The following is a 21,684-nucleotide window of genomic DNA, read 5'->3' as shown; positions in this document are numbered from 1 at the left end:
GACGGACATTTCATAGGCAAGGTTTTCGATACCGACCAGATCCAATCCTCTCTTCGCCAGCAAGAATGAATGGGGTCTCGCGAACCGATCAAGTTTGTAGAGAAAGCTAGAAAGCTTGCGCTCCGGCCATTGCTACCGCGTGGTCTTGTTCGCCTGAACCACCGCTCACCCCTACAGCACCAACCACCTTCCCATCCCGTTGAAGCGGAACTCCCCCCGCAAAGATCATGACCCGACCATCATTGGATGCGTGAATGCCGAAAAATTGCCCGCCGCATTGGGCTTGTGTTGCCAAATCCTTCGTAGTAATGTTGAAAGCTCGTGCCGTAAAAGCTTTCTTCATAGAGATATCAATACTCCCAATCCAGGCTTCATCCATACGGATATGAGCTAACAGGTTCCCTCCCGCATCGGCCACCGCTATGTTCATCGGCTGACCAATTTCCTGAGCCTTTTTCTCGGCAGCGTCAATAACTCTTCTTGCATCCTGAAGCGTGACCATCACAATCTCCTTCGTTCGTTTATTTTGACCACAGTCTCGATGGATGGCTCCTCCAAGCATGTTCTCTTTTCTGTAGAGCCTTGTGCATGCTTCCTACGAGACAGTGTGGCCTTCCGCATGAGCGTGTGTCATCACTCGAAAGTGGAGTTGTGCCACGTTTCACCTGTCCCACTTTTGGAGGAGAGCGGAATTTACCCAGAAAACTGGTTCTCCATCTTCTTCTGTGCAATGAGGTAGGTACATAGGTTGTCTCATGTAATGTGGAAATCCGCTACAGATGCCGATTGGCCTAAACGCCTTTTCCCTACGCACGTGCCTTGCACGGAAGAAGATGGAGAACCAGTTTTCTGATACCAGTAGAGTCCCTCGACTTCTGGAGGTCCCAAGCAGCTCAGCCAGTTCCTTCGTCGTCTCACCGCGTCATGAGCGACTTGGGAGCGCTTCAGTTGAATTGAGCTTGCATGTCCTTATGAGGAACAGGCTGGTGATTGCTCATCAGTGGGATGCCATTGCGATCGACCACCTGACTCAGCATGTCTCCTCCTGCTCTCTCTTCTCAGTCTCATCTGAGCTTTTCCACAGGTTCAATTCAGCTCAGACGCCAACGAGTTGCTTTTCCTCCTTTAGCTTCTTGATGGTAGTACGTAACATTGATGCTTGCGGTTGCGAAGCCACTGTTACCTTGTGCCAATCTTGTTGCGCACGCTTGAGGAATTTATCGGTTTCAGGTAGTCCGGCCACTTCAGGTCTGAGATTCATCTCCCTCGTTTTCTTATCAATAGCCTCGCGAATATTGCGCGCCCCGGTTATTTTCCCTAAATTGACAAACTGGGGTCGGTCGCCAAAAAACTGCTGTTGCCACCATTCATTAGTACGAGGATCGCTCCAACTAATATAGCCGCCATCTAAAACCTGTCGAGGTTGCTCAATTTTACCAACGAAATCATAACGACCTCCCGTAGTTTTTTCCGGGTCAAAGAAATCAGGTGTGTAAAAATCCGAAACCAATATTCCATTAGAGGTATAGGCAAATTCGACACTTTCACAGGGGTCACATACTTCTACCAGGTAGGACACCCTCCCTTGATCATCTTTAAGAGAGAAGCTTGGAACCAATCGGTTGCCAAAGGGATCAGCAAGCATTTCCAAACATTCATGGCTGGCCGTCAGCGACCAATTCGCGTTAAACTTCACGATGGAAAACGGTTGCCCCTGTTCATCTACATGAAAGCCTAGCGCGGAATCTGGTGCATCCTTACTGATGAGAATAGGCCAGTATCCCAAAGGGACATCCTCCAGGCTTGCAAATCCATCAACAGTTGCGTCTATTTCCCAGATAGGGCCAAAATCCCTTGTAACTTGTTTTTGCAATGCCGCAGCAACACGGGTCAGATTGGACATGGAAATACCGGTATCTTCATTCTCAGGAACAAGTGCCACTTGAGCAAGTAACATATGATAACCTCCTTAAAGGCTCAATATTTATGTAACAGATCAAGTATACTAAAAAGACTACTCTCTATGAATTCTATAACATGATGATTGATATAAATCAATCATAGAAAGAATAGCAATAGAGAGGGGAAGAAAAAAAATAAGAAGGAACCAATGAGAGACAGGTTAGCATATTTTAACGTCTTTGCCCGCTATCTCCTAAAAACTCCTATTTAGGGACAATACCAGATTGGAGGCGATGCACGTCTCTTCAGCCAGAAAATAGAGCCACTCAACGCTGAAAAACACTTTGAAAAATCGCATGCTCATGCGTTCATAAGACATAGGTATTATTTATTCCGTGATTCTAACAGGAGAGACGAGCAGCATGTCACAACAGTATTGGCCGGGAAACCAACCTTACGCAGACAACTCACAACAGCCATCTTATGCGTATCGCGATCTGTCGCTCTATTATTCAGCGAATGGGGCAGATTATACCTATCCAGCGAAACGACAACAGTTTCTTCGGCTGCGCTTTTTTATCAAACTCTTCTTGTTTCTCTCCATCATTGGTGGAGCAATGATCTTGCCACTGCATGACACCGCTGTTTATAGCACGTATCGGCAAGGCTCCTGCACAATCACGAATAAGCAGGTGAAAGAGCATGTAAACAAGAATAAAAGCGGGCACGTCACAAGCCGAACCTATTATCCTGTGCTCTCTTATACTGTACATCCGTCGAGTGGCGGGCAGGCATCGGCAACCGGGTTCGATGGACCGAGGCAACAGGGCTATTCTACGCACAGCGATGCCCAGGAGGTCGCGGATCGCTACCAGATTGGGGAGACGACGGATTGCTGGTATAATCCGGCTGAACCCGATAAAGCGTTTCTCGTCTTTTATGGCTATAACAGGTCAGATGCAATCGGCACCTTTCTCCTGAGCCTGATCGGTTTCAGCGCGCTGGTTATTTCCGTATATCTGCTGTTTAGCTGGAGCGTCTGGCGGCTCTACGCGCTCTGGAAGCGTGGAGTAGTCACACAGGGCATGGTCATAAGAAACGAGGAGCGGCGCAGGCGTTCCCGCAAATATATTGTGTCGATTATCGGCTTCCGCGCCCTTGAGGAGCAGGGAGCAGAGCGCCAGATCACCGTTGAGCAAGCACTTGCGCCTGGCTCACTTGTTCCCGTCTGCTATGATCCGCTCTACCCACGTTATCGTCGTTATGGAGAATGGCCCGATGGCTCAGCCTGTGTGCCAGGATTCCTCGGGGTAACGGGGCTGCTGCTTGTTGCATCTATCATTATGCTGATTCTCTGGCTTGTGCCCTGATCGCGATATCCTTATGATGGAAGCTCTTGACATACCCTTTCTTCTGATATATTATATGGACATCCAAGTAATGAAAGGGAAGAAAGATGGATCTCACAATCGTTGGACACCTGATTGGAGGCCAGTTGGTGCGAGCTGAGAAGGCGCATCATCGCCTCGGCAGTGAACGGTTAAAACAGATTGGTCTCTACACAGGGCAGGAAATGCTGCTGCTCTCTCTTCGATCAGAAGATGGCATGACACAATCACAACTGGCCAGCCGCAATTGCCTGGACCTCTCCACGATCACGAAGGTTGTGCAACGTATGGAGCGTGCCGGGCTGGTGCAACGTCGTGCCGACTCCGATGATGCGCGCATTTCACGGGTCTATCTCACTGAGCAAGGACGCGCTCTCTGTGAACCGGCCTGGCAAATGTGGCTCGATTTAGAGCAGCAGCTTACCGAAGGCTTGACTGAGGCGGAACGCGTTCTCCTGCATCGTCTGCTGGCGACCATTGCCACGAACTTAGAGCGGTAGCGGTCCACGCCATTTTTTTCTTCCAATACTTGGACGGGCAACTAAGTGCAAGCCGCGACACTAGCAAGGGATTGTCGCTACGGGTTTCAATCATATAAGGAAGAGAGAGATAATGTCTACGGAAACGAAACGAGCTATTCTCGATCCAATTACACCGGAGAATGCTGTGCTGTTGATTATTGATCAGCAAGAGGGTCTGTTTAGCAGAATTTCCCAGCCGGAGCGAACGCGAGCCAACCTGCTTGCGCTGGCTCATGTCAGCCGCATGTTAGGAGTACCAGCAGTCATGACGACTGTTTTATCTGCTGGCTCTAATGGGCCGCAGCTTGCCGATCTGGGTGAAATTTTTGCGAATCAGCCGATCATTGACCGCACGCTCATCGATGCCTGGAAAGAACCACGCGTCAAAGAGGCCATCATGGAAACCGGGCGCAAGAAGGTAATCATTGCAGGCACCGGTTTTGAGGTCTGCGCTCAGATTCCTGCGTTGTCCAGCGTGGCGGAAGGTTACGACACGTATGTCGTTCTCGATGCCTGCGGTCTCTTTTCGCCCTCGCCCTCCATCGCGGCAATCAGCCGTCTGAGCCAGGCAGGTGTAGCCCTGGTAGACACGAGACCTCTCGTTCTGGCGATGATGGCCGACAATGCTCATCCCAGAGCCAGAGAGATCTACGCGACCCTACCGGCGGGCCTCGTCCGTATGGACAGTGCCTCTGTCTCTTAAAAGCACATCGCCTCACAGAGGCAAACATATGATACTGAAAACCGCCTCAACTGAAGCGTTCAAGAGGAGAAGATAAAAGCATGAACGAACATGAGTGGATGGCCTATAATCGTCAATTGGTCGAGGAGTTCCGTACACAGGGGGGTGTGGTGCAAGGGTGGCAACCCTTGATCCTGCTGACCACCAGAGGTGCCCGATCAGGTCAAGCCCGCATTTATCCCTTAATAGCTGTTCCCGATGGGGATCACTATATTGCGGTTGCCTCGGCTGGAGGTGCCCCCAAAAATCCTCAATGGTACTACAATTTGTTAGCTTATCCTGATGTCACTATTGAGGTCGGGGAAAAAACATTTCAAGCGACTGCGCGATTGCTCACAGGAAAGCAGCGGGAAGAAGCCTTTGCTAAGGCCGTTGCGGTGTTTGCTCCCTATGAAGAGTATCAGAAGAACATCACCCGCGAAATCCCGGTGTTTCTCCTTGAGCGACAGTAGCGCTAATCCCTTGCGGTTGGCGTGGCACCTCCTAAAAAACTCACAGCTTTGTTCGAGAGGCGCGTCTTTGGAAATCCAAAGACGCGCTCTAGATCTCCCTACCCGGTACAGGAGGGGGTTTGTGGTTGGTGCTACTACTCTGTCAAACCTCATTCGTTGAGGCATCCACAACATCCTGGAGGGTGGAACCGTCTATGGTAGGGGCGATGGCTGGTCCTCGCCCGGTGTTGCCCCATCAACGCGCCTGTGGAGCAGGGCGAGGACCAGCCATCGCCCCTACCATAGACGGTTGCCGTTCCCTTTGCGAATGAAGCTTGACAGAGTATTACGCCCCGATTCCCTCCACAATAGCCCTGCCCTGTGGATTCGCAGCACTCCATTCGGTTGCAATCAAGCGACGACCGGTAAGATCTTGCGAAGCGTCCGAGGCGAGAAACACAGCCGGAGCATTCATGATTTCCGGTTGGAGCATCTGTATCTCGGCTGGCATCTCAGCCGGGACCATCCCCGTATTCGTTATGCCGCCCGGCAGCAGAACATTGACACGAATACGCGCCTCGTTGAGTTCCTGTGCCCAGATAGCCGAGGCAGATTCAAGCGCAGCCTTCGACGGCCCATAGGGAGAAAAGCCACGCCGCTTCATCCCTTCATAGTTCATACTGATGTTAATAATGCTCCCGGCATGCTGCTGCTCAAGCAGGTGTGTAACCACTGCACGAGCCATATAGAATGGTCCATTGACATTCGTTTCTACGATCATTCGCCAGACCGAAGGCTCTGTTTCCCAAAAGCGAGTAGGCTCCATCAGGAAAGAAGAGCTGACATACTTCAAGCCTCGCCCCGCGTTATTGACCAGGATATCTATGTGCCCGAATCGTTGGGTCGTCTGATCTACCACCCGGGTACATGCCTCGAAGTCCGTTACATCAGCCAGCAGTGCCAGCACTCGTTCAGACCCATCCTGCTTCGCCAGTTGATCCAGTTCGGCCTGTTCGCGCGCCGCCGTTATGGTCACTGATGCGCCTTCCTGTAAGTATGCCTGCGCAATCGCGCGTCCTATCCCTCGTCCCGCTCCGGTCACGATCGCAACCTTTCCATCAAGTTTTCCCATTTCGGTTTCCCCTTTTTATCGTTCCAATATAAACAACCAGCACATCCCGGCCTTCTGTTATAAGTGTTCAACACAACAAACAGGGATGCGCTTGATCTACAGGGAGTATAGAAGCATCAGAGCGCGGGGTGATAGAATGATTGTCGAAAATAATTGTCTGATTCTGCAAATATTGAAAATGAGCACAAGAGCGAGAAGAGAAGGAGTTCCGATGTCTACGACGATCAGAGAGCAGACCGAACGCGAGATGCAGCGGCTCCAGGACAACCGCGAAGAACTGGTTGAGCGGGTTTCGCGAGTTCTCCATGAAGATGGAACGGTTCAGCCATTGCCGGGACTACATCTGGCTCGTTCATCGTCACTGACAGCGCCACATCATGGAGTATCCATCCCATCCGTGTGCGTGATTGCTCAGGGCAGCAAAGAGGTTCTGCTCGGTGAGAGTCGCTATCGGTACGATCCTTTGCATTACCTGCTGACCACGATCGAACTTCCTAGCGTGAGCCAGGTGGTAGAAGCTTCAAAGAAACTGCCCTACCTCAGCCTTCGCCTGGAACTCTCTCCTGCCCTCGTGAGTTCGGTTCTGCTGGATGCGGGATACATGCAGCCTCAGAAACAGTCAGACGCACGAGCTATCGGTATCAGCCAGCTGGACAGCAATCTGCTTGACGCGGCGGTGCGTCTGATGAGGCTCCTGGATGCTCCTGCTGAAGTGCCGGTCCTGCTGCCACTGATTACGCAGGAAATCATCTATCGTCTTCTCGTAGGAGAGCAAGGGGACCGCCTCCGCCATCTAGCGATTCTGGGAGGGTACACCTCCGATATCGCCAGAGCCGTTGCCCGACTGCGCCAGGACTTCGCCCAGCCGTTGCACATCGAGGAACTCGCGCACGAGTTGAGCATGAGCGTTTCGGGCCTGCACCATCATTTCAAGGCCGTCACCGCGATGAGTCCCTTGCAATTCCAGAAGCGGTTGCGACTTCAGCAAGCCCGCCGTCTGATGCTGGGGGAAGGTCTGGACGCGACCAGTGCGGCCTATCGCGTCGGATATCAAGACGCATCTCATTTCAATCGAGAGTACAAAAACCTCTTCGGTGTTCCCCCGATGCGCGACGTGCAACGGCTGCGAGGAGAATGAGAAAGACAGGAAGGATAGCCCTATTGTTCGGACAGCTCTCCTTGCTCCCTCATCCGTTGTATGTGCCGTATTGCTATTTTATAGGTTTCTGGAAAGTCGTGTTGCAATTGACGCAACCCCTCTTCTCCTCCATCCCGAAAGCTCTCAACATACATCATAAATGCTATTTGCTCCGTAACTACCTCCATTTCCTGTGAATTCATATATTCTTGTATACGCTGCTGTGGTGCCTTTCGCAATTGATGCGGCTTCTCTTCTCCATAAGGTAGGTAGTTCTCCATGCCTATCTCGTATGCAAGCGGCTCCGCGGGCGCTATTTCCTGAGACTTCATCTCCCCTCGTTCCTGTAGTGCTGGTAACTCATCTTGCATAGCTCTCTGTTTCCCCTTCGGCATCTGCCTCCTTACTCGCCTTCGCAATGCCCGAATCATTGCTTTTTGCATCTCTCTTCTCCTCCGCAGCATGGTGGAGATTGGCCTTATTTGCCTGCTGAGATCGATCTGCTCACTATATTCTCTCATCATCCAGGTCATGCCTGCTCTATTTTTGTAGTCGAGTCCGTACAGATATGCAGTCATCGCGTATATATCCGTCGATATCAGACCTTTGATGTTTGCAGATACATCCCTAGCTCGTTGATCTCGTACTTGATAGCGTACTTGCTGGATCTCTTTGTTTGGCTTATCGGTTCCGTACATCCTTATATCATTGAGCTGCTTTATAAGTTTGGCTGCATTAAAATCGTCCTTGCTGATCCGTTCCGCACCTTCTCTCCATCTGTAGAAGGAGGTACGTAGGGCTTCAGCTTCCAGGTGCTCTGCCGTTGGTTTTATCTTCTGGATTGCTTCAATGTCTATTGTTCGCCTTTGACGCTGTGGTTGGACATCTCCCGAGTTTGAGCTACTTTGGTCTGATGGCTCTCCCTCAAACACATTTCGCATTATGTCTGCTGTTGGCATTTGCTCCACCGGCTTTGGCGTTATTTTTTTGAAATCCATAAGACTGCCCCCTATCGTCGGTTTCATAAATTCGCTAAAAAGGGAAATATGCGTCAGGACACAGGATACCGACCCTCAATGTCTATGTTGCGTAAACAGGCTCAAAATTGGCTGCTATGTGCTTGAGATGTTTGTCAGTTACTAACTTTTTCATCGGTGTGAAGAGGAATTCAGCTTCTTTCATAGAGTATAGCATAAAAACAGCGCATTTTTCAACAAGCAAATCGTATACAATCTGGTTGATACGCTGGTATACTTGACAGAAGGTATTTAGATCTTGAAGGAGTGCAGCATGGAGGGCGAGCAGCAAAAGGATGAACGATTTATCTCTATCCTCAAAGAACTGGAAACGCTCAAAGAAGATTTCGTGGTACGAAAAATAGAGGGATACAAAAAAGCGACCAGGCAGGCACGGCTCCGTTTTCGCTTTGCGGGTGTATTGATAATCGTATTGAGTGCCTGTCTCCCCTTGTTAAGCACGCTGAGAGAAGGGATCTGGATCAGTATTGTGCTGCCAATCGTCGCCCTGACAATTGCCGGGCTGTCGGGTTTAAGCGCCTTTTTCCACTGGGAAAGCAACTGGCGAGGGTTCAGCCAGACGCGCTTTATGCTTGAATATCTGCTCAAAGAGTGGGAGCTAAAGATTATTCAGGCAAAATACGAAATGGACCCACAAAAAGCGGTGGAGATAGCGATGCAGGCAACAAAGCAATTGCTTGACGATACCCGCTCCGTCACAAGCGAAGAGAGCGAAGAGTTCTTCAAAAGGGCGCAACTTCCGAAAGCGGCACAGAACTAGCGTAGCGCATGCTGGTGGTTGGCGTAGCACCAACCCAGTACGATTGGTGCTACCACATGCTCAGGAGATGCCGGCCCTGCGCGCCGGGAAGGTGACGAAGCGTGCGGTCTCGCTGTCGCCTTCGCGCAGGGCTACAAACGACGTAGAGATATTGCAGCCACAGCGCGAACAATCGCCGGTCGGACCAAAGACGCAGCGCTCAAGGGGCTGTCCATCAGCCCGGATGGATTGTGCTGCGAAGGTCGGGCAGCGCTGCGACCATTGCTCCACTTCGGAGGGGCGCAGCAGCTCGATGGCCCGGCTGCCCATCGCCACAAAATCTTTGAACTCGCGCTTGAGCCGTAGTAGATCTTGCACGGCCTGTTCGCGCTGTTCGGTGGAGAGATAGAAGGATTGGCGATCCCCAACGTTGGGCGTGGCAAACGAGAAGACGACGCCGCCAATGCCCCAGGTCGCCACCTCACGCACAAAGGCTTCGATACGATCAACATTCAGCTTATTGATAGTCATCGCCAGCATTACGTCTTTGCGCTGAGTCGCGACCGACTTCACCAGCTCAAAGACGTTTGTTTGATGCACCACGTCAAAGCCACGCACGCGGTTCATGCCCGTTCTATCGCCATCGCATGAGACGAAATAGTGAGTGCGCGGCCACTCACCGGGAGCTGGCAGGCCATAGGTGCCGTTGGTAATCACGGTCGAGATGCCGCCCAGTTGAGCGACCTCGCACACCCATTGCTCGACTTTCTCGCGCTCCGTCATCGGTTCGCCGCCGATAAATAAGAACTGGCGCGCACCCTTTTCCCACAGGCTATGCAGCAGCGGAATGCCGCCCTCAATCGATAGCTCCTGGCGATCTTCCTCGCGCTCGGTGCGAGTCCAATAGCATCCGGCGCAATGCAGGTTGCAGCGATTGACGACGTTGATGCTGGCAATCAAGGGGCGTTGATGGCGCTCAGCCCGGCGATAGATATATCTGAGAAAGGCCGGGGCGACGACGGGAATGTGGAGAAACCCGCTGAACGCGCGCTTCGTGAGGAGAGCGCTCTCGAAAGAGGCCAACGAACGGAGAGAGGTTCGATTTTGCATGAAATTCGCTCCAATTTCCATGAATCGCGCAGCGACAATCCCTTGTGGTTGTCGCTACACAATGCAACGCTCTTCTCTATTCAGTGTACCATATGCGAGAAAAGACGGATGCAGAGAGCCGGGAGCGCTATTGTTTCACAAGGTTGAGATGGCATCCGAGACCTCGGAGGTGGGCGTTTCCGCGACGACCTCCCGATTGGCCTTTTTCTTGCGGGGATAGAGCGTCACGACAAGATCAGCGATAACGATGATATTGAGCAGTAGCGCGCCGAAGGAGGCGTAACCCAGATTGATGACGTGGGCATTGAGCATATAGGGCGCGTAGGCGATGAGCGAACTTGCCTGCATAATCACAGGTACGTAGAAGTAGCGCGGGAAGTAGAAGGCATAGACGATTGAGAGCACGTCGGCGAGGTAGAAGTAGCGCTCGTGCATTTCTGGCAAGAAAAAGGGGATCACCAGGGCAAAAGTGACCGCAACCTTGAGCAGAACGGCCTTTGTGAGCGGCTGTTCGCTTTTCCAGACGAGCAGGCCAACGCCGCCAACCGACAGGCCAGCGAGAGCAATACCGATCCATTTCCAGAAGCCGGGCAGGTTGTCTGGAAGCCATTGATAGAACGAAGCTGCGTTATAGGTCAGGGCCGACGAGGAAAAATTATCGCCATTCATGCCGCCACGCGGCCCACCACCATTGGGCCTGCCGCCACCATTGAAGGCTCGTTGCCCACCATTGCTCGGGATACCGTCTTGATTGCTATTGCTTCCTCTATTGAAGGCTCGTTGCCCGCCATTGTTCGGAGCACCGGGCGCGCCATTGTTGGGGGGCGGTCCCTGTCGATTGCCGCCAGCAAATCTACCGCCACCACCATTAAAGCTGGTCGTGACGCCGCCACCGACGCCCCCGGTGGTGATCTGCTCACCGTAGATGCTCAGCAAGCTGCCGACATCGCGACCGGCAATCAAGGCGGGAAGGAGCATGAGCAGGAAGATGGCGGGGATCAGGACGAGATGTTGCAGGGACACCTTTTTGCGCAAAAGGACGATCAGAAAGATCGGTGCAAAGAAGATCGCCTGAAGCTTGAAAGCAAAGGCCAGGCCGAAGAAGACGCAGGCCCAGGCTGGCCGATCTTTCAGCAAAAAGTAGAGGCTGCCAAGACAGAATGCCGTATAGATCGCGTCACATTGTCCCCAGGCAGCACTATTAATGAAGATCGTGGGAGCAAACAGGACGACCAGCGCCCCGATGATCGCAGCGTAAGAACGTGGATACTTGATGCCAATAATCAGGTAAGTGAAGAGGCCCAGCACCAGATCAAAGACCACCGAAAGGCTTTTGAGCGCAATCAGTTTGGGGATGGGTAGATAGGTCAGGATGGCAATCAGGTAGAGGTATGGGACGTTATAATTGGCAAACTCGTATCTGAGGGCCGCAAAGCCATTGTGGGTCTGAATGTAATCGTACCACTGGCTTACGAAAAAGGTATAGTCGCTTGTTTCTATATGATAGAGCGATACCCGCAGCACGAGCGCAAGGACAAAGAGTATTGGCAGTAGGATGCGTGCGAGTATCTGTACAACTGGTGAAGAAAGTGTCGTTTTCAAAGACATATTGTATCTCCATAGAGATGTTTATACAGGTTGCGTGTTCTGCTGTTCCTGGACTTTTCTTGAAGAGAAACGCCTTCTCATGAGAATGAGCATAGCACTCGCTGATTGAAAATTTATTGAAAGCCTCAATGGGGATGGAAAATTTTAAGAAGGCAAATAGAGGTGCAGATAGGCAGACCAGACGCGGCACAGCCAGGCTCATCAGACTATAATTTCTATAGCGCGAATAGGTGATACCACAACAATCAAGGATCTGGAAAAGGGAGAGACCTCTCTGTCCAGGTCCTTTTTTATTTAGGAGATCTCGTATCTGTGCGACTACGAAATCAGAGGGGCCATTCTTCTTTCAGCAGGCCGAAGTAGTGTTCGTCAAGGAAGCGATTGCGGAAGAAGAAGCGGCGGCGCAGCGTGCCTTCGTGGGTAAAGCCCAGCTTGCGCAACAGACCTTTGGAGCGCTCGTTCACGTCATCGACCACTGCTTCGACGCGATTGAGGGCAGGTTCGCTAAAGGCATAGTTCAGGATAGCGGACATAGCTTCGCTCATGATGCTCTGTCGCCAGAAAGCACGATTGAGTTCGTAGCCGGTTTCGGCGCGACGAAAACCCTCGTCGAAGCCATAAAAGCCACAGGAACCGATCACACGATCATCCCCCTTGAGCGTGATGCCCCAACGAATGCCAGTGCGCTCAGCATACCAGACATGTTGTTTCCGAATCAACTCGACCGATTCTTCGATAGAACGATGGGGCAGATGCCCATAGAACTCCATGACGCTCTCATCGGAGAAGGTGGCGAAAAGCGCCTCCGCGTCGTTCGGCTGGATTTGCCGCAAAAGCAGACGATTTGTTGTGAGAGTGGGAAATGTGGAAAACATCGCTTCAATATCCATATGCTTCTTTCCTCCCTGTTCGTGCATAACAGAGAAAAGTATAGAGATAGTGGTATCGAAAGTCAATATCTCTCCGGCTATGCGGTTTAAATCGCTCTGAGCAGTAACAGTACCTACTTGCTTACAGAGTGTAGTTCTTGTATAATCAGATTGATTCAGTGCGATGTATTGGCAAAGCAACTTTTTTCGCATATGATCTCAATCTAAAGCAATAAAGAGAAAGCCTCACAGGAGGACCTAATGGCGTCATCCGAAAACAATTATGTGTTTGACCCGGATAGCCCCGAAGAACTGGCGCGCCTGACACATCAGGATCGCTTGCTCACAAAAGCGATGGGGGGAGTATTTCAAGGTGTGTCGGCATCGGAGGTTACGACGTTCCGTAATGTGCTGGATCTGGGCTGCGGTCCCGGAGGATGGGTGCTGGATGTCGCCTTTGAGTATCCGAACATCGAGGCGGCCGGAATTGATATCGGTCGTCCGATGGTTGATTATGCCAATGCTCGCGCCCGGAGCCAGCAACTCACCAACGCTTCGTTTGGCGTGATGGACTTCAATCAACCGCTGGACTTTCCTGATGGAGCTTTCGATCTGGTGAATGGTCGTTTGCTGATTGGCTCCCTGCTACGCGAGATCTGGCCGCGCTTTCTTGCGGAATGCACGCGCATTCTCCATCCCGGCGGCAGGCTCCAGATTACCGAGCCAATTGATCTGGGCGTTACCAGCAGTCCCGCGCTTGATCGGATGGCGCAAATGATGTTTGAAGGCAGTCTGCGGGCCGGTCTTGGTTTCCCCGTTGGCAACCGTACAGCCAACACGACCCATATGCTCCCGAGGCTCTTTCGTGAAGCAGGATATCAGAATATCAAGCTAATCGGGCATGCAATAGAGTTCTCAGCCGAAACAGAGGCATGGACCGATCTGTACCGTAACTTCGAGGTGGCATACCACATGGCACGCCCTCTCTTCATTCAGACCGGCCTTATCACCGATGAAGATTTCGAGAAGCTCTATCAGGAGATGCTGATCGAGATGCACGCCAGCGACTTCGTCGGCGTCTGGAACATGCTCACCGTAACCGGCACGAAGCCTGAAGCGCAATAAAAAGCTCCAGGAAGAGAAAAAATTCCCCGCGCCCGTCCGTAGCGACAAGGGGCGGCGTGGAGGTCTTGGAGGGGGCCTTGCGCTTGTCGCCGTTGGGTCACGAGGATTGGGAAACAGACAAACGGTGTGGCGAGAGCGACAAGCGCAAGGCCCCCTCCAAGACCTCCACACCGCCCCTTGTCGCTACGGGTGAACCCAACATCCTCTATCCCTAGAGGCGAGAGCGAAAAGGGTGAACCCAACATCCTTTGTCTCTAGAGCGTCATCGATCGACTACGACATTTTGGTTTTTTGAGCAACAATGAAAAACGTGTGGAAGGCAACTTCGAGATAGCCCTCGCGCTCAATAAGGCGGCGAATGGCAACAAGCTTGTCAAAGTAGCGCTCGACGGAGAAATCTGGTATCTCCCAGGCGATGGCATTGAGGTAATAAACGATGGCTCCCACGTCGTAGAAGCGGGTGGAAGCGAAGCCTTCGCGTTGTTCGATGATCTGCCAGTCCGCTTGTTGTAGCTCACGAACAGCGATGGCAAGATTCCACGTTGGCGCGTTCCCAGTTGACAGGCGCGGAGTGTGCAATAGCTCATGCAGGCGCAGGTTGGTTTGATCGCCAACCTGTTGGGTGATAAAGTGCTGGCCCGGCTTGAGGACGCGTCTGATCTCGCGCAGATCATAGCTGCCATGCCGATTGATGACCAGATCAAGCTGCTCGTCAGCGATAGGCAAACGTTCATCAGCGACCTCGTAGATGGTGACGCCCAGCGGTTCGAGGTGCTGACGCGTAAGAGCCAGGATGGGCGCATAGCCCTCGGTGGCATACAGTTGCATAGGATGCGATTGCTGGCGAATGAACGATGCAAACATGCTCCCGTCGCCGGTGCGCATATCCAATATTGCCCGCACCGTGCGCATCGCCTCCACAACACGGTCAGCATAGCCCCAGGGCTGTTCTATTGGTAACTCTACTCGGCGGCCCTCCAGATAAGACCAGTCGCCCCAGGCAAAGGGATGCTGGTACTCACTCAACAGATACTCATAGAAGGCCTGTTCGTTTTGTTGGTCAGACATTTTTCTCTTCCTTTACACTACACAAAAAATGCAGAAACGTACGACAATACGATACTTGAATGTGGTGTCTGGTTGAATTCGCAGCCGCCCACAAACTACGCCGTTCTGCTTATAGAGTAAGGAAATGCCTGATGAAGCGCATCATGTGTGGAGAAAAAAGGGCAGCATACGGCTATGGGCGACTGTCCGATTATGCTCGGCGTTGAGCCAGATAGCAATAAATGCGGTCGCTTGAGCCATAGATTCCTCTCTTGATTGATATGGTAAAGCCAGGATAGCACGGGTATGAGCGAGATGTCAACCCCTCTGATTATCGGCGAAAAATAGTGTAACCAGAAAGCAAGATCCAACGTGTCTTTTTCTATATCCCCTGAGAACGGAAATTTGGCAGTAGAGCGTTTAATAGATTTGATCGCGGCGCGTCTATTGTTAGAGGTTGCAAAAATATGTATGTGTATAGTTCTGATAAGATAGGAGGGTTGTATGATACGCAAAGCGTTTACGGAAGTGGACGGAAGACCTGTAGCGCGTGTAACATTTATGCTCCCGGGCAGCATTTGGGCGGATAATATTTATCTGGTGGGAGATTTCAACGACTGGAACCAGTCATCCCATCCATTCCGGCAGACGGAACAGGGGACGTGGATGTTTACCCTGGATCTGGAGGTCAGCCGCTCGTATCAGTTTCGTTATCGGCGCGACGGCGAATGGACCAACGATGGTCAGGCCGACGCATATCGTGCGGCAACAGATGGAAGAGAGGCATTTATTGTCACAACCGACCCGGGGATACCAGCAATATACTAAACACATTCGTCCTGCATGCTGGTTTTCCTCTCGTCTGGATGTCAGGAGGGTTGCCCACGCCCTCTTCTTCACTATTTTATGAACTACTCAGCTCAGCTCTAAAAAGCTTACATGCTTACCCCCATAACGCTTCCAGGCGGCTCAACAGTGACACGAGTTGATCTCGCTCCTGCTGGCTAAAGTGGGTATGCAGTTCTTGCTGAACCTGATACTCAAGTTGCGTGGCAGCTTCAAAGCGGCGACGACCTTCCTCCGTGATTTGTGCCAGCACGCGCCTGCGATCTGTCGCGTCAAAGATGCGCTCGACCAGCCCTTCGGCTGCCAGACGGTCGATCATTTGAGTCATATTTGAGCGCACAGAGTGCAACTTTTCCGCCAATTGTCCCAACGGGAGCGGTTCGCCAGCCTCAATCAACAGCTTGAGCACCAGATGTTGCGCACACGTCAGACGAATGGGCTGGAGTAGCGCGTTGATATGCGCATCCGTTATTTTCTCGATGCGAAACAGCAGCTCCATCAGGTGAAAGATCTGCTCGTCTCTCTCATCACTGACTTTGTTCATAGATGAAGTATATGGGATTGATGACAGTTGTGTCAACCTGAGTTGGAGATTATTCAAGAGGCTGGTTCGCTGTGAGCGGTTCCCAGGCGCGTTTCTTCGGCCATGCACCAGTGCGGCTTCTGACAATAGGGGCAATCGGGAAAGAGCGCATAGGGAAAGAAGAGGCGACCGCGTAATTGTCCATGTACTGACTGTTCGCGCAACGGCCCCTCAGCTTCAAAGACGGCTGAGCAATGGCGACAGCGCAGCAGCAAAAACTCGCTCCAATCGCTGGCCTGGCACTGCGGACATTGAACCGGCGGTGGAGGCGGCGGCGGTACTGAGCGTGAGTTTGCGGGTGGGAGGAAGACGAACCAGCGGTATTGACAGCGATGACAATAATAGGCGGCGCTCTCCATTTTGGGTGCCTTCCCACGCAGGATGCCCTGTCGGAACAGCGTATAGACCTCTTCAGCGGCCAGAGAATAGACGATGGGGTTCATCTGAATCACCACCGGAGCAGCCGGAACGTAATGTGGGATGGCGTGGCGGCGACCAGCTCTGACAGTGCCGGGAACGACACTGCCACCAGCACCCAGGCCGTGTTGCTCATCGTACTCCTGCCGTTTAACAGGATCGAGCAACAGCTCGTAAGCGGCGTGTAGTTCTATGAAGCGAGCGGCGGAATCTGGCTCGATGCTGGTATCCGGGTGGTAACGTTTCACCTGGCGTCGATAGGCTGTTTTGATCTCCTCCTCGCTTGCATCAGGAGAGACGTCGAGAATCTGGTAATAATTGATAAAAGCCATCGCGATCCCTTGCGCCAGTATCCTCTCATTACTCACAACTGTCGTAGTCGCGCGATTTATCGCGTATGTGTGAGGTTGCGCGATAAATCGCGCGACTACGACAAAGGCATTGCTATGAATTATAGCAGCACGAGACAAAAAGTGAAAGAGAAGAGCGTGTCCAACCAGGGCTTTTCAGTTCTCCGCTCAAAGGGGGGCAGCGGTCTCCCTGCCGGGGTCTGGGGTGTCCCCAGTTTCCTTCCCTCCTTCGCGCGCCGCCTGCGACGGCGCGCAAAAGAGAAGAAAAAAGGTTTTTGCGGGGACACCCCGCACCCCGGCAAAGGGCTGCCGCCCTCTGCACTCCCGCTAGATGGGAGAATTGGAAAGCCCTGCGTGTCCAACGTGTGCCACCATGATCCTTTAGATATCGTAGTATACTAAAGCCAGTCGTTCCAGGAGAACAAAGCATAGGAGGCAAACGAAACCATGATCCCGATCAAAGATTATCCCGGCCCCAGACGCAGCATACCCTGGATTACGTGGGGGCTGATCCTCATCAATATTGTTGTTTTTCTCTATCAAGTCTCGCTTGGTTCGGCAACAGACCAGTTTGTTTTCGCCTACGCGGTGGTGCCGGTTGCACTGGTGCATGGCGTGCCACAGACGGATCTCGTGCGTAATTCAGCTCAACTGCTTTTTCATACGCCCAACCCGGTCTATCTAACGCTGCTGACCTCGATGTTTATGCACGCGGGCTGGTTGCATATCGGCGGCAACATGCTCTTTCTCTATATCTTTGGCGATAACGTCGAGGACAGGATGGGACATCTCGCGTATCTGGTGTTTTATCTCATATGTGGAATAGTGGCCAGCATTGCACAAATACTGATCGATCCAACCTCACAGATACCGAGCCTGGGGGCCAGTGGAGCGATAGCGGGGGTGCTTGCCTCATATCTGCTGTTGTTCCCCTGGGCAAAAGTACGAACCGTCATCTTCATTTTCATCTTCTTTACCATTGTTACGCTGCCCTCGTTTGTGCTGATCGGCCTGTGGTTTGTCCTGCAATTCTTCGATGGCATTGCGGCGCTGGCGACGGTGCAGCAGGATATGGGCGGCGTTGCCTACTTCGCCCATGTTGGCGGCTTTCTAACTGGACTGGTTCTGACACTGATCTTGCGACCATTCATGCGCCCTCCCGCGCAGGACAGCTATCCCGCTTTCCCGCGCCATCCCTCCATTAATCAGCCAGCGCGCTGGTGGTAAGTGTCTGGTACGTTTGTGTTGGCAAGAAAACGGGGTGATGATTTTATCCAGTTTTCTTGCACAAATATATTAATACAATTCTTATTTTTTTCTCTGTACAGCCAGAGAGGAACGTTGTATACTTACTTTCTAATTAGAAACTGCTTCGATTAAAATTCTTCCGCTAGATTGATGATAAAATTGATGAGTATATTTAGTTGTAGGAGAGGATAAGAGAAGGAAGATGCGATGATAGTAGAACGACAAGAGGAACAGGCCGACACAAGGACAGTGCTGGTTGTCGAGGATGATAGGAACGTGGGTTCTTTACTGGTGAGCATTATCGAAGAGGAACTGTTCTATCGAGCCATTCTAGCAGATAATGGGTATAAGGCATTAGAAATAGTTGAGGGGACCAAACCACATCTCCTGATACTCGACTATCAATTACCTGGAGGGATGAACGGCATCCAATTATATGATCGACTGCATGCACAACCAGGGTTAGAGGAGATTCCAGCCCTGGTCATCAGTGCAAACGCGCCACTTGATGAGATACGACAGCGACATATCCACTATCTGAAGAAACCCTTTGAGCTAAACGAGCTATTGGAAGTTACTGAGCGATTGGTGGAGGAATAATATCGGTTCTATGGCATGAAAAAGGAAAAAGCTTTAAATAATCTAATATGCCCTTTCGTAGTGGAGCGATGTATCGCGTGGGTGGAATCGCACCACAGGCTACCTCAACGCGATACATCGCTCCACTACGAAAGGGGGATCACTATCATAAATTAGTATAACTCATTATAAAAAGCATTGGGGCATCTCTTATAACCGAGAGATGCCCCAATGCTTTTAACAGTCTTTCGTCTCAGAGGGCAAAAGGTTCTGTTGGACAATATGGAGCAGTTCATCCACATCAAAAGGTTTATATAGCACTGGAATACCTTTGTGTTGCAGAATCTCCTCCTGCTCGCGAATAACTGAAATGGCTGCTGTACAGATGAGAACTGGGATTTTCATCGTGGGACGATACATTCTCAATTGCTGCAACAATAACAGCCCTTCGTTATGACGACCTATCTTGATATCCAGAATAATCAAATCAGGGTCCAGCTTCTCCACCTCGTGAACCTCTTCAAATGCTATTTTGGAGAGATGAACCTCATACCCTTCCTCTTCTAGAATGAGACGAAACAACTCAAGAATCGATGCGTCATCATTGACGACAAGGATACGAGCTGCCGTACTACCACCTCCTTATACTATAGTGATATTCTGTTTGTCATCCTTCCCCCACATGGTCATCAGAGAATATTCTATTCTGTAATACGGACGAGGTTAGCAAATGGAGACAAAGCGGTAAATTAGCTGTGGTTGCATGGCAAAAAAAGCCTGTTAGCATCGTTGGTATAGTGAATATACACATATACACATATTAAAACGCTATCCAAATAAGGAGTTGGTTATGACGGTTGTAGAGAGAAGCCAGAACATCCCACCCCGTGAGACACCAGCCACAGCGCCTTTGCGTCAGGTATCCGATCAGGCCCATCCAGACGTAGCCAACAGTACATTTCCAGAGCCACATCTTGAGGTCGAGCAGATCCAGGGCAACATCCTGCCTGGCTTTCTTAAAGATCATGAGATGCTGCTTTTTCTCAAAATCGAGCAGGTTGCTATCTGCAAAACATGGCTCGGCAACCTGATTCCATTGATCGCCACTGCTGAGGAGGTGCTGGCCTTTAATCGCCTCTTCAAAACGCTCCGTGTGCGGCGCGGACGCGACACAAAGGCAATTCAAGCCACATGGGTTAATATCGCGTTTTCCTATCAGGCGTTGGTGGTGTTGACCGCTGGAACGCCCGATGATATAAAGAAAAAGGACTTTAACGATCAATCATTCAAAAGCGGGATGGTGAAACAGGCGCAGATGCTGGGAGATCCTACAGACGTGAAGGCGGAGGGCAACCCTAACAACTGGGTTATCGGGGGTCCACAAAACGGGGCCGATATCATCCTGATCGTGCAGAGCGACGACCGCGACGATATGCTTGATCAGGTCGCAGAGATAGAGCAGAGTATGCACGATGTCCAGATAAGCGGTGTGAGCCTGCTGCGGAAAGAGGAGGGGAGCATCCTGCCGGGTGAGCTTGCGGGACACGAGCATTTTGGTTTTCTGGATGGCATTTCGCAGCCAGGCATTCGCGGCTACATCTCCACCGACTCAACGGATGTGTTGACGCCGCGCCAGAACCCACTCAATCCCAATCAGGGCAAGCCAGGGCAGGCGTTGCTGTGGCCGGGCGAGTTTGTCTTTGGCTACCAGGGACAGGATGCGAGCAAGCCAGTCGAGGAACCAGGAGACGTTGTAAATGCCGGACCGGACTGGGCCAGGAATGGCTCGTTTCTGGTCTTTCGACGTTTGCGCCAGGATGTAGGAGCCTTCCACGCATTTCTACATAAGACAGCGCAAGACCTGGGCATCTCACCCTCGTTGCTGGCCGCAAAAGTGCTTGGGCGCTGGCAAAGTGGTGCGCCCCTGTTGCGGAGCGGCGAGGCGGATACTCCCGAACTGGGACAGAGCGATTGCGCCAACAACAATTTCGAGTACTTTCATGCCGACGCAACGAACACGCCTCCCGATACGGGAACCACGCCGGGCAGCGATGGGCAGTGCAGCGCCTCCGGTCGGGAGTTCCCGCCATCGCCCGGGGACCAGAAGGGACTACTCTGTCCGGCCTTCGCGCATATTCGCAAAACCAATCCGCGCGACGATATCACATCGGCTGCCTCCGGGACTGATCCTGAACAGCAGAGCAAGACCAGCGAGGCCGAGACGCAGAAGCATCGCCTGCTCCGGCGCGGCCTGCCCTTTGGTGAACCGTCATCATCAAGCATTGAACAGCCGATCTCCGATGAGGGCGAGCGCGGTCTGCTCTTCGTCGCGTACCAGACCTCGATTGAGAATCAGTTCGAGTTCGTCTCGCAGTCATGGGCGAATGATCCCGACTTTAAAGACAGCGGCACCGGCTTTGATCTGGTAATCGGGCAAAACGGCAGCGGTGCACGCGAACGAACGGCAAAGCTGGTGCTGGACGGCAACCAGACCCATACGTTGACGACGAAGAACGAGTGGGTGATTCCAACAGGCGGCGGCTACTTTTTCGCGCCATCGATCAGCGCTCTGCATATGCTCTGTGGCGCTGCAAATAAATAAAAAGCAATGTCGTAGTCGAGCGATAATGAAGGGGGAATAGCTCTGGGCAGAGAGGATGTTGGGTTCATCCGTAGCGACAAGGGGCGGCAGGGGGTCTTGGTAGGGGCCTTGCGCTTGTCGCCCTCGCCACATCGTTGGTCTGTTTCCCGGTTCCCGCGTGACCCCCCAACAGCGACAAGCGCAAGGCCCCCACAACCCCTCCACACCACCCCTTGTCGCTACGGGTTGGGAGAGCCGTCTCCCTTCCCGGAACATTTGCCGGATACACCA

Annotated in this window: 22 protein-coding genes; 11 read left to right on the top strand and 11 right to left on the bottom strand. The window is 52.0% G+C overall.

All coding sequences use genetic code 11. The features are described 5' to 3' along the window. Positions 1-106: 106 nt before the first annotated feature. Positions 107-502, bottom strand: coding sequence for a GlcG/HbpS family heme-binding protein (locus K3T83_RS42415; RefSeq protein WP_236065190.1), 396 nt, complete (start codon positions 500-502; stop codon positions 107-109). A gap of 594 nt (positions 503-1,096) precedes the next feature. Beyond that, complete coding sequence (locus K3T83_RS42410) at positions 1,097-1,957, bottom strand: hypothetical protein (protein WP_220209197.1); 861 nt, start codon at positions 1,955-1,957, stop codon at positions 1,097-1,099. Between the two features lie 367 nt (positions 1,958-2,324). Here K3T83_RS42410 and K3T83_RS42405 point away from each other — a divergent pair, with 367 nt between their 5' ends. The 4 genes from K3T83_RS42405 to K3T83_RS42390 all read left to right on the top strand — a co-directional run bounded on the left by K3T83_RS42405 (position 2,325) and on the right by K3T83_RS42390 (position 5,005). Next, positions 2,325-3,272, top strand: a complete 948-nt coding sequence (locus K3T83_RS42405) for a DUF3592 domain-containing protein (protein ID WP_220209196.1) — start codon at positions 2,325-2,327, stop codon at positions 3,270-3,272. Between the two features lie 86 nt (positions 3,273-3,358). Next, entirely contained in the window at positions 3,359-3,790 is a 432-nt protein-coding gene (locus K3T83_RS42400) for a MarR family winged helix-turn-helix transcriptional regulator (RefSeq protein WP_220209195.1), read from the top strand. Positions 3,791-3,902: 112 nt separating this feature from the next. Beyond that, complete coding sequence (locus tag K3T83_RS42395; RefSeq protein WP_220209194.1) at positions 3,903-4,514, top strand: isochorismatase family protein; 612 nt, start codon at positions 3,903-3,905, stop codon at positions 4,512-4,514. A gap of 80 nt (positions 4,515-4,594) precedes the next feature. Next, the gene (locus K3T83_RS42390) at positions 4,595-5,005 is read left to right on the top strand and encodes a nitroreductase family deazaflavin-dependent oxidoreductase (protein WP_220209193.1); all 411 of its coding nucleotides are present in this window, start codon (positions 4,595-4,597) and stop codon (positions 5,003-5,005) included. 325 nt (positions 5,006-5,330) lie between these two features. Here the strand turns inward: K3T83_RS42390 and K3T83_RS42385 are convergent, their stop codons facing one another. After that, positions 5,331-6,116: an SDR family NAD(P)-dependent oxidoreductase gene (locus K3T83_RS42385; RefSeq protein ID WP_220209192.1), complete on the bottom strand. Its 786-nt coding sequence runs from the start codon at positions 6,114-6,116 to the stop codon at positions 5,331-5,333. Positions 6,117-6,327: 211 nt separating this feature from the next. Here K3T83_RS42385 and K3T83_RS42380 point away from each other — a divergent pair, with 211 nt between their 5' ends. Further along, positions 6,328-7,254, top strand: a complete 927-nt coding sequence (locus K3T83_RS42380) for an AraC family transcriptional regulator (protein ID WP_236065189.1) — start codon at positions 6,328-6,330, stop codon at positions 7,252-7,254. A 20-nt stretch (positions 7,255-7,274) separates the two neighbouring features. Here K3T83_RS42380 and K3T83_RS42375 read toward each other — a convergent pair whose 3' ends face one another. Further along, positions 7,275-7,697, bottom strand: coding sequence for a hypothetical protein (locus K3T83_RS42375; RefSeq protein ID WP_220209190.1), 423 nt, complete (start codon positions 7,695-7,697; stop codon positions 7,275-7,277). Between the two features lie 847 nt (positions 7,698-8,544). Here K3T83_RS42375 and K3T83_RS42370 point away from each other — a divergent pair. After that, complete coding sequence (locus tag K3T83_RS42370; protein WP_220209189.1) at positions 8,545-9,051, top strand: DUF4231 domain-containing protein; 507 nt, start codon at positions 8,545-8,547, stop codon at positions 9,049-9,051. A 60-nt stretch (positions 9,052-9,111) separates the two neighbouring features. On the opposite strand, the gene K3T83_RS42365 is transcribed toward K3T83_RS42370, so the two are convergent. The 3 genes from K3T83_RS42365 to K3T83_RS42355 all read right to left on the bottom strand — a co-directional run bounded on the left by K3T83_RS42365 (position 9,112) and on the right by K3T83_RS42355 (position 12,638). Beyond that, positions 9,112-10,140, bottom strand: a complete 1,029-nt coding sequence (locus tag K3T83_RS42365; RefSeq protein ID WP_220209188.1) for a radical SAM protein — start codon at positions 10,138-10,140, stop codon at positions 9,112-9,114. Between the two features lie 135 nt (positions 10,141-10,275). Next, on the bottom strand, positions 10,276-11,748 hold the full coding sequence (locus K3T83_RS42360) for a glycosyltransferase 87 family protein (protein ID WP_220209187.1): 1,473 nt from the start codon (positions 11,746-11,748) through the stop codon (positions 10,276-10,278). 326 nt (positions 11,749-12,074) lie between these two features. After that, complete coding sequence (locus K3T83_RS42355) at positions 12,075-12,638, bottom strand: GNAT family N-acetyltransferase (protein ID WP_220209186.1); 564 nt, start codon at positions 12,636-12,638, stop codon at positions 12,075-12,077. A 240-nt stretch (positions 12,639-12,878) separates the two neighbouring features. Between K3T83_RS42355 and K3T83_RS42350 the strand changes: the two genes are divergently transcribed. Beyond that, positions 12,879-13,742: a methyltransferase domain-containing protein gene (locus K3T83_RS42350; RefSeq protein ID WP_220209185.1), complete on the top strand. Its 864-nt coding sequence runs from the start codon at positions 12,879-12,881 to the stop codon at positions 13,740-13,742. 273 nt (positions 13,743-14,015) lie between these two features. On the opposite strand, the gene K3T83_RS42345 is transcribed toward K3T83_RS42350, so the two are convergent. Next, positions 14,016-14,810, bottom strand: a complete 795-nt coding sequence (locus tag K3T83_RS42345; RefSeq protein ID WP_220209184.1) for a class I SAM-dependent methyltransferase — start codon at positions 14,808-14,810, stop codon at positions 14,016-14,018. Between the two features lie 483 nt (positions 14,811-15,293). Here K3T83_RS42345 and K3T83_RS42340 point away from each other — a divergent pair, with 483 nt between their 5' ends. Next, entirely contained in the window at positions 15,294-15,617 is a 324-nt protein-coding gene (locus tag K3T83_RS42340) for an isoamylase early set domain-containing protein (RefSeq protein WP_220209183.1), read from the top strand. 115 nt (positions 15,618-15,732) lie between these two features. Here K3T83_RS42340 and K3T83_RS42335 read toward each other — a convergent pair whose 3' ends face one another. Both K3T83_RS42335 and K3T83_RS42330 read right to left on the bottom strand, forming a co-directional pair. After that, complete coding sequence (locus K3T83_RS42335) at positions 15,733-16,134, bottom strand: MarR family winged helix-turn-helix transcriptional regulator (protein WP_220209182.1); 402 nt, start codon at positions 16,132-16,134, stop codon at positions 15,733-15,735. Between the two features lie 98 nt (positions 16,135-16,232). Further along, the gene (locus K3T83_RS42330; protein ID WP_220209181.1) at positions 16,233-16,967 is read right to left on the bottom strand and encodes a J domain-containing protein; all 735 of its coding nucleotides are present in this window, start codon (positions 16,965-16,967) and stop codon (positions 16,233-16,235) included. Between the two features lie 465 nt (positions 16,968-17,432). Between K3T83_RS42330 and K3T83_RS42325 the strand changes: the two genes are divergently transcribed. Both K3T83_RS42325 and K3T83_RS42320 read left to right on the top strand, forming a co-directional pair. After that, on the top strand, positions 17,433-18,212 hold the full coding sequence (locus K3T83_RS42325; protein ID WP_220209180.1) for a rhomboid family intramembrane serine protease: 780 nt from the start codon (positions 17,433-17,435) through the stop codon (positions 18,210-18,212). 228 nt (positions 18,213-18,440) lie between these two features. After that, complete coding sequence (locus tag K3T83_RS42320) at positions 18,441-18,833, top strand: response regulator (RefSeq protein WP_220209179.1); 393 nt, start codon at positions 18,441-18,443, stop codon at positions 18,831-18,833. A 216-nt stretch (positions 18,834-19,049) separates the two neighbouring features. Here K3T83_RS42320 and K3T83_RS42315 read toward each other — a convergent pair whose 3' ends face one another. Then, the gene (locus K3T83_RS42315; RefSeq protein WP_220211074.1) at positions 19,050-19,430 is read right to left on the bottom strand and encodes a response regulator; all 381 of its coding nucleotides are present in this window, start codon (positions 19,428-19,430) and stop codon (positions 19,050-19,052) included. Between the two features lie 232 nt (positions 19,431-19,662). Here K3T83_RS42315 and K3T83_RS42310 point away from each other — a divergent pair, with 232 nt between their 5' ends. Then, complete coding sequence (locus K3T83_RS42310) at positions 19,663-21,414, top strand: Dyp-type peroxidase (RefSeq protein WP_220209178.1); 1,752 nt, start codon at positions 19,663-19,665, stop codon at positions 21,412-21,414. The last annotated feature ends 270 nt before the right edge of the window (positions 21,415-21,684 follow it).

Source organism: Reticulibacter mediterranei (assembly GCF_016587455.1).
This window is presented reverse-complemented; position numbering and strand designations above follow the sequence as displayed.

What these genes read in the sequence shown, in the direction of transcription:
- K3T83_RS42415 (WP_236065190.1), bottom strand. Translation starts at nt 502, where the DNA reads ATGGTCACGCTTCAGGATGCAAGAAGAGTTATTGACGCTGCCGAGAAA.
- K3T83_RS42410 (WP_220209197.1), bottom strand. Translation starts at nt 1,957, where the DNA reads ATGTTACTTGCTCAAGTGGCACTTGTTCCTGAGAATGAAGATACCGGT.
- K3T83_RS42405 (WP_220209196.1), top strand. Translation starts at nt 2,325, where the DNA reads ATGTCACAACAGTATTGGCCGGGAAACCAACCTTACGCAGACAACTCA.
- K3T83_RS42400 (WP_220209195.1), top strand. Translation starts at nt 3,359, where the DNA reads ATGGATCTCACAATCGTTGGACACCTGATTGGAGGCCAGTTGGTGCGA.
- K3T83_RS42395 (WP_220209194.1), top strand. Translation starts at nt 3,903, where the DNA reads ATGTCTACGGAAACGAAACGAGCTATTCTCGATCCAATTACACCGGAG.
- K3T83_RS42390 (WP_220209193.1), top strand. Translation starts at nt 4,595, where the DNA reads ATGAACGAACATGAGTGGATGGCCTATAATCGTCAATTGGTCGAGGAG.
- K3T83_RS42385 (WP_220209192.1), bottom strand. Translation starts at nt 6,116, where the DNA reads ATGGGAAAACTTGATGGAAAGGTTGCGATCGTGACCGGAGCGGGACGA.
- K3T83_RS42380 (WP_236065189.1), top strand. Translation starts at nt 6,328, where the DNA reads ATGTCTACGACGATCAGAGAGCAGACCGAACGCGAGATGCAGCGGCTC.
- K3T83_RS42375 (WP_220209190.1), bottom strand. Translation starts at nt 7,697, where the DNA reads ATGCAAAAAGCAATGATTCGGGCATTGCGAAGGCGAGTAAGGAGGCAG.
- K3T83_RS42370 (WP_220209189.1), top strand. Translation starts at nt 8,545, where the DNA reads ATGGAGGGCGAGCAGCAAAAGGATGAACGATTTATCTCTATCCTCAAA.
- K3T83_RS42365 (WP_220209188.1), bottom strand. Translation starts at nt 10,140, where the DNA reads ATGCAAAATCGAACCTCTCTCCGTTCGTTGGCCTCTTTCGAGAGCGCT.
- K3T83_RS42360 (WP_220209187.1), bottom strand. Translation starts at nt 11,748, where the DNA reads ATGTCTTTGAAAACGACACTTTCTTCACCAGTTGTACAGATACTCGCA.
- K3T83_RS42355 (WP_220209186.1), bottom strand. Translation starts at nt 12,638, where the DNA reads ATGGATATTGAAGCGATGTTTTCCACATTTCCCACTCTCACAACAAAT.
- K3T83_RS42350 (WP_220209185.1), top strand. Translation starts at nt 12,879, where the DNA reads ATGGCGTCATCCGAAAACAATTATGTGTTTGACCCGGATAGCCCCGAA.
- K3T83_RS42345 (WP_220209184.1), bottom strand. Translation starts at nt 14,810, where the DNA reads ATGTCTGACCAACAAAACGAACAGGCCTTCTATGAGTATCTGTTGAGT.
- K3T83_RS42340 (WP_220209183.1), top strand. Translation starts at nt 15,294, where the DNA reads ATGATACGCAAAGCGTTTACGGAAGTGGACGGAAGACCTGTAGCGCGT.
- K3T83_RS42335 (WP_220209182.1), bottom strand. Translation starts at nt 16,134, where the DNA reads ATGGAGCTGCTGTTTCGCATCGAGAAAATAACGGATGCGCATATCAAC.
- K3T83_RS42330 (WP_220209181.1), bottom strand. Translation starts at nt 16,967, where the DNA reads ATGGCTTTTATCAATTATTACCAGATTCTCGACGTCTCTCCTGATGCA.
- K3T83_RS42325 (WP_220209180.1), top strand. Translation starts at nt 17,433, where the DNA reads ATGATCCCGATCAAAGATTATCCCGGCCCCAGACGCAGCATACCCTGG.
- K3T83_RS42320 (WP_220209179.1), top strand. Translation starts at nt 18,441, where the DNA reads ATGATAGTAGAACGACAAGAGGAACAGGCCGACACAAGGACAGTGCTG.
- K3T83_RS42310 (WP_220209178.1), top strand. Translation starts at nt 19,663, where the DNA reads ATGACGGTTGTAGAGAGAAGCCAGAACATCCCACCCCGTGAGACACCA.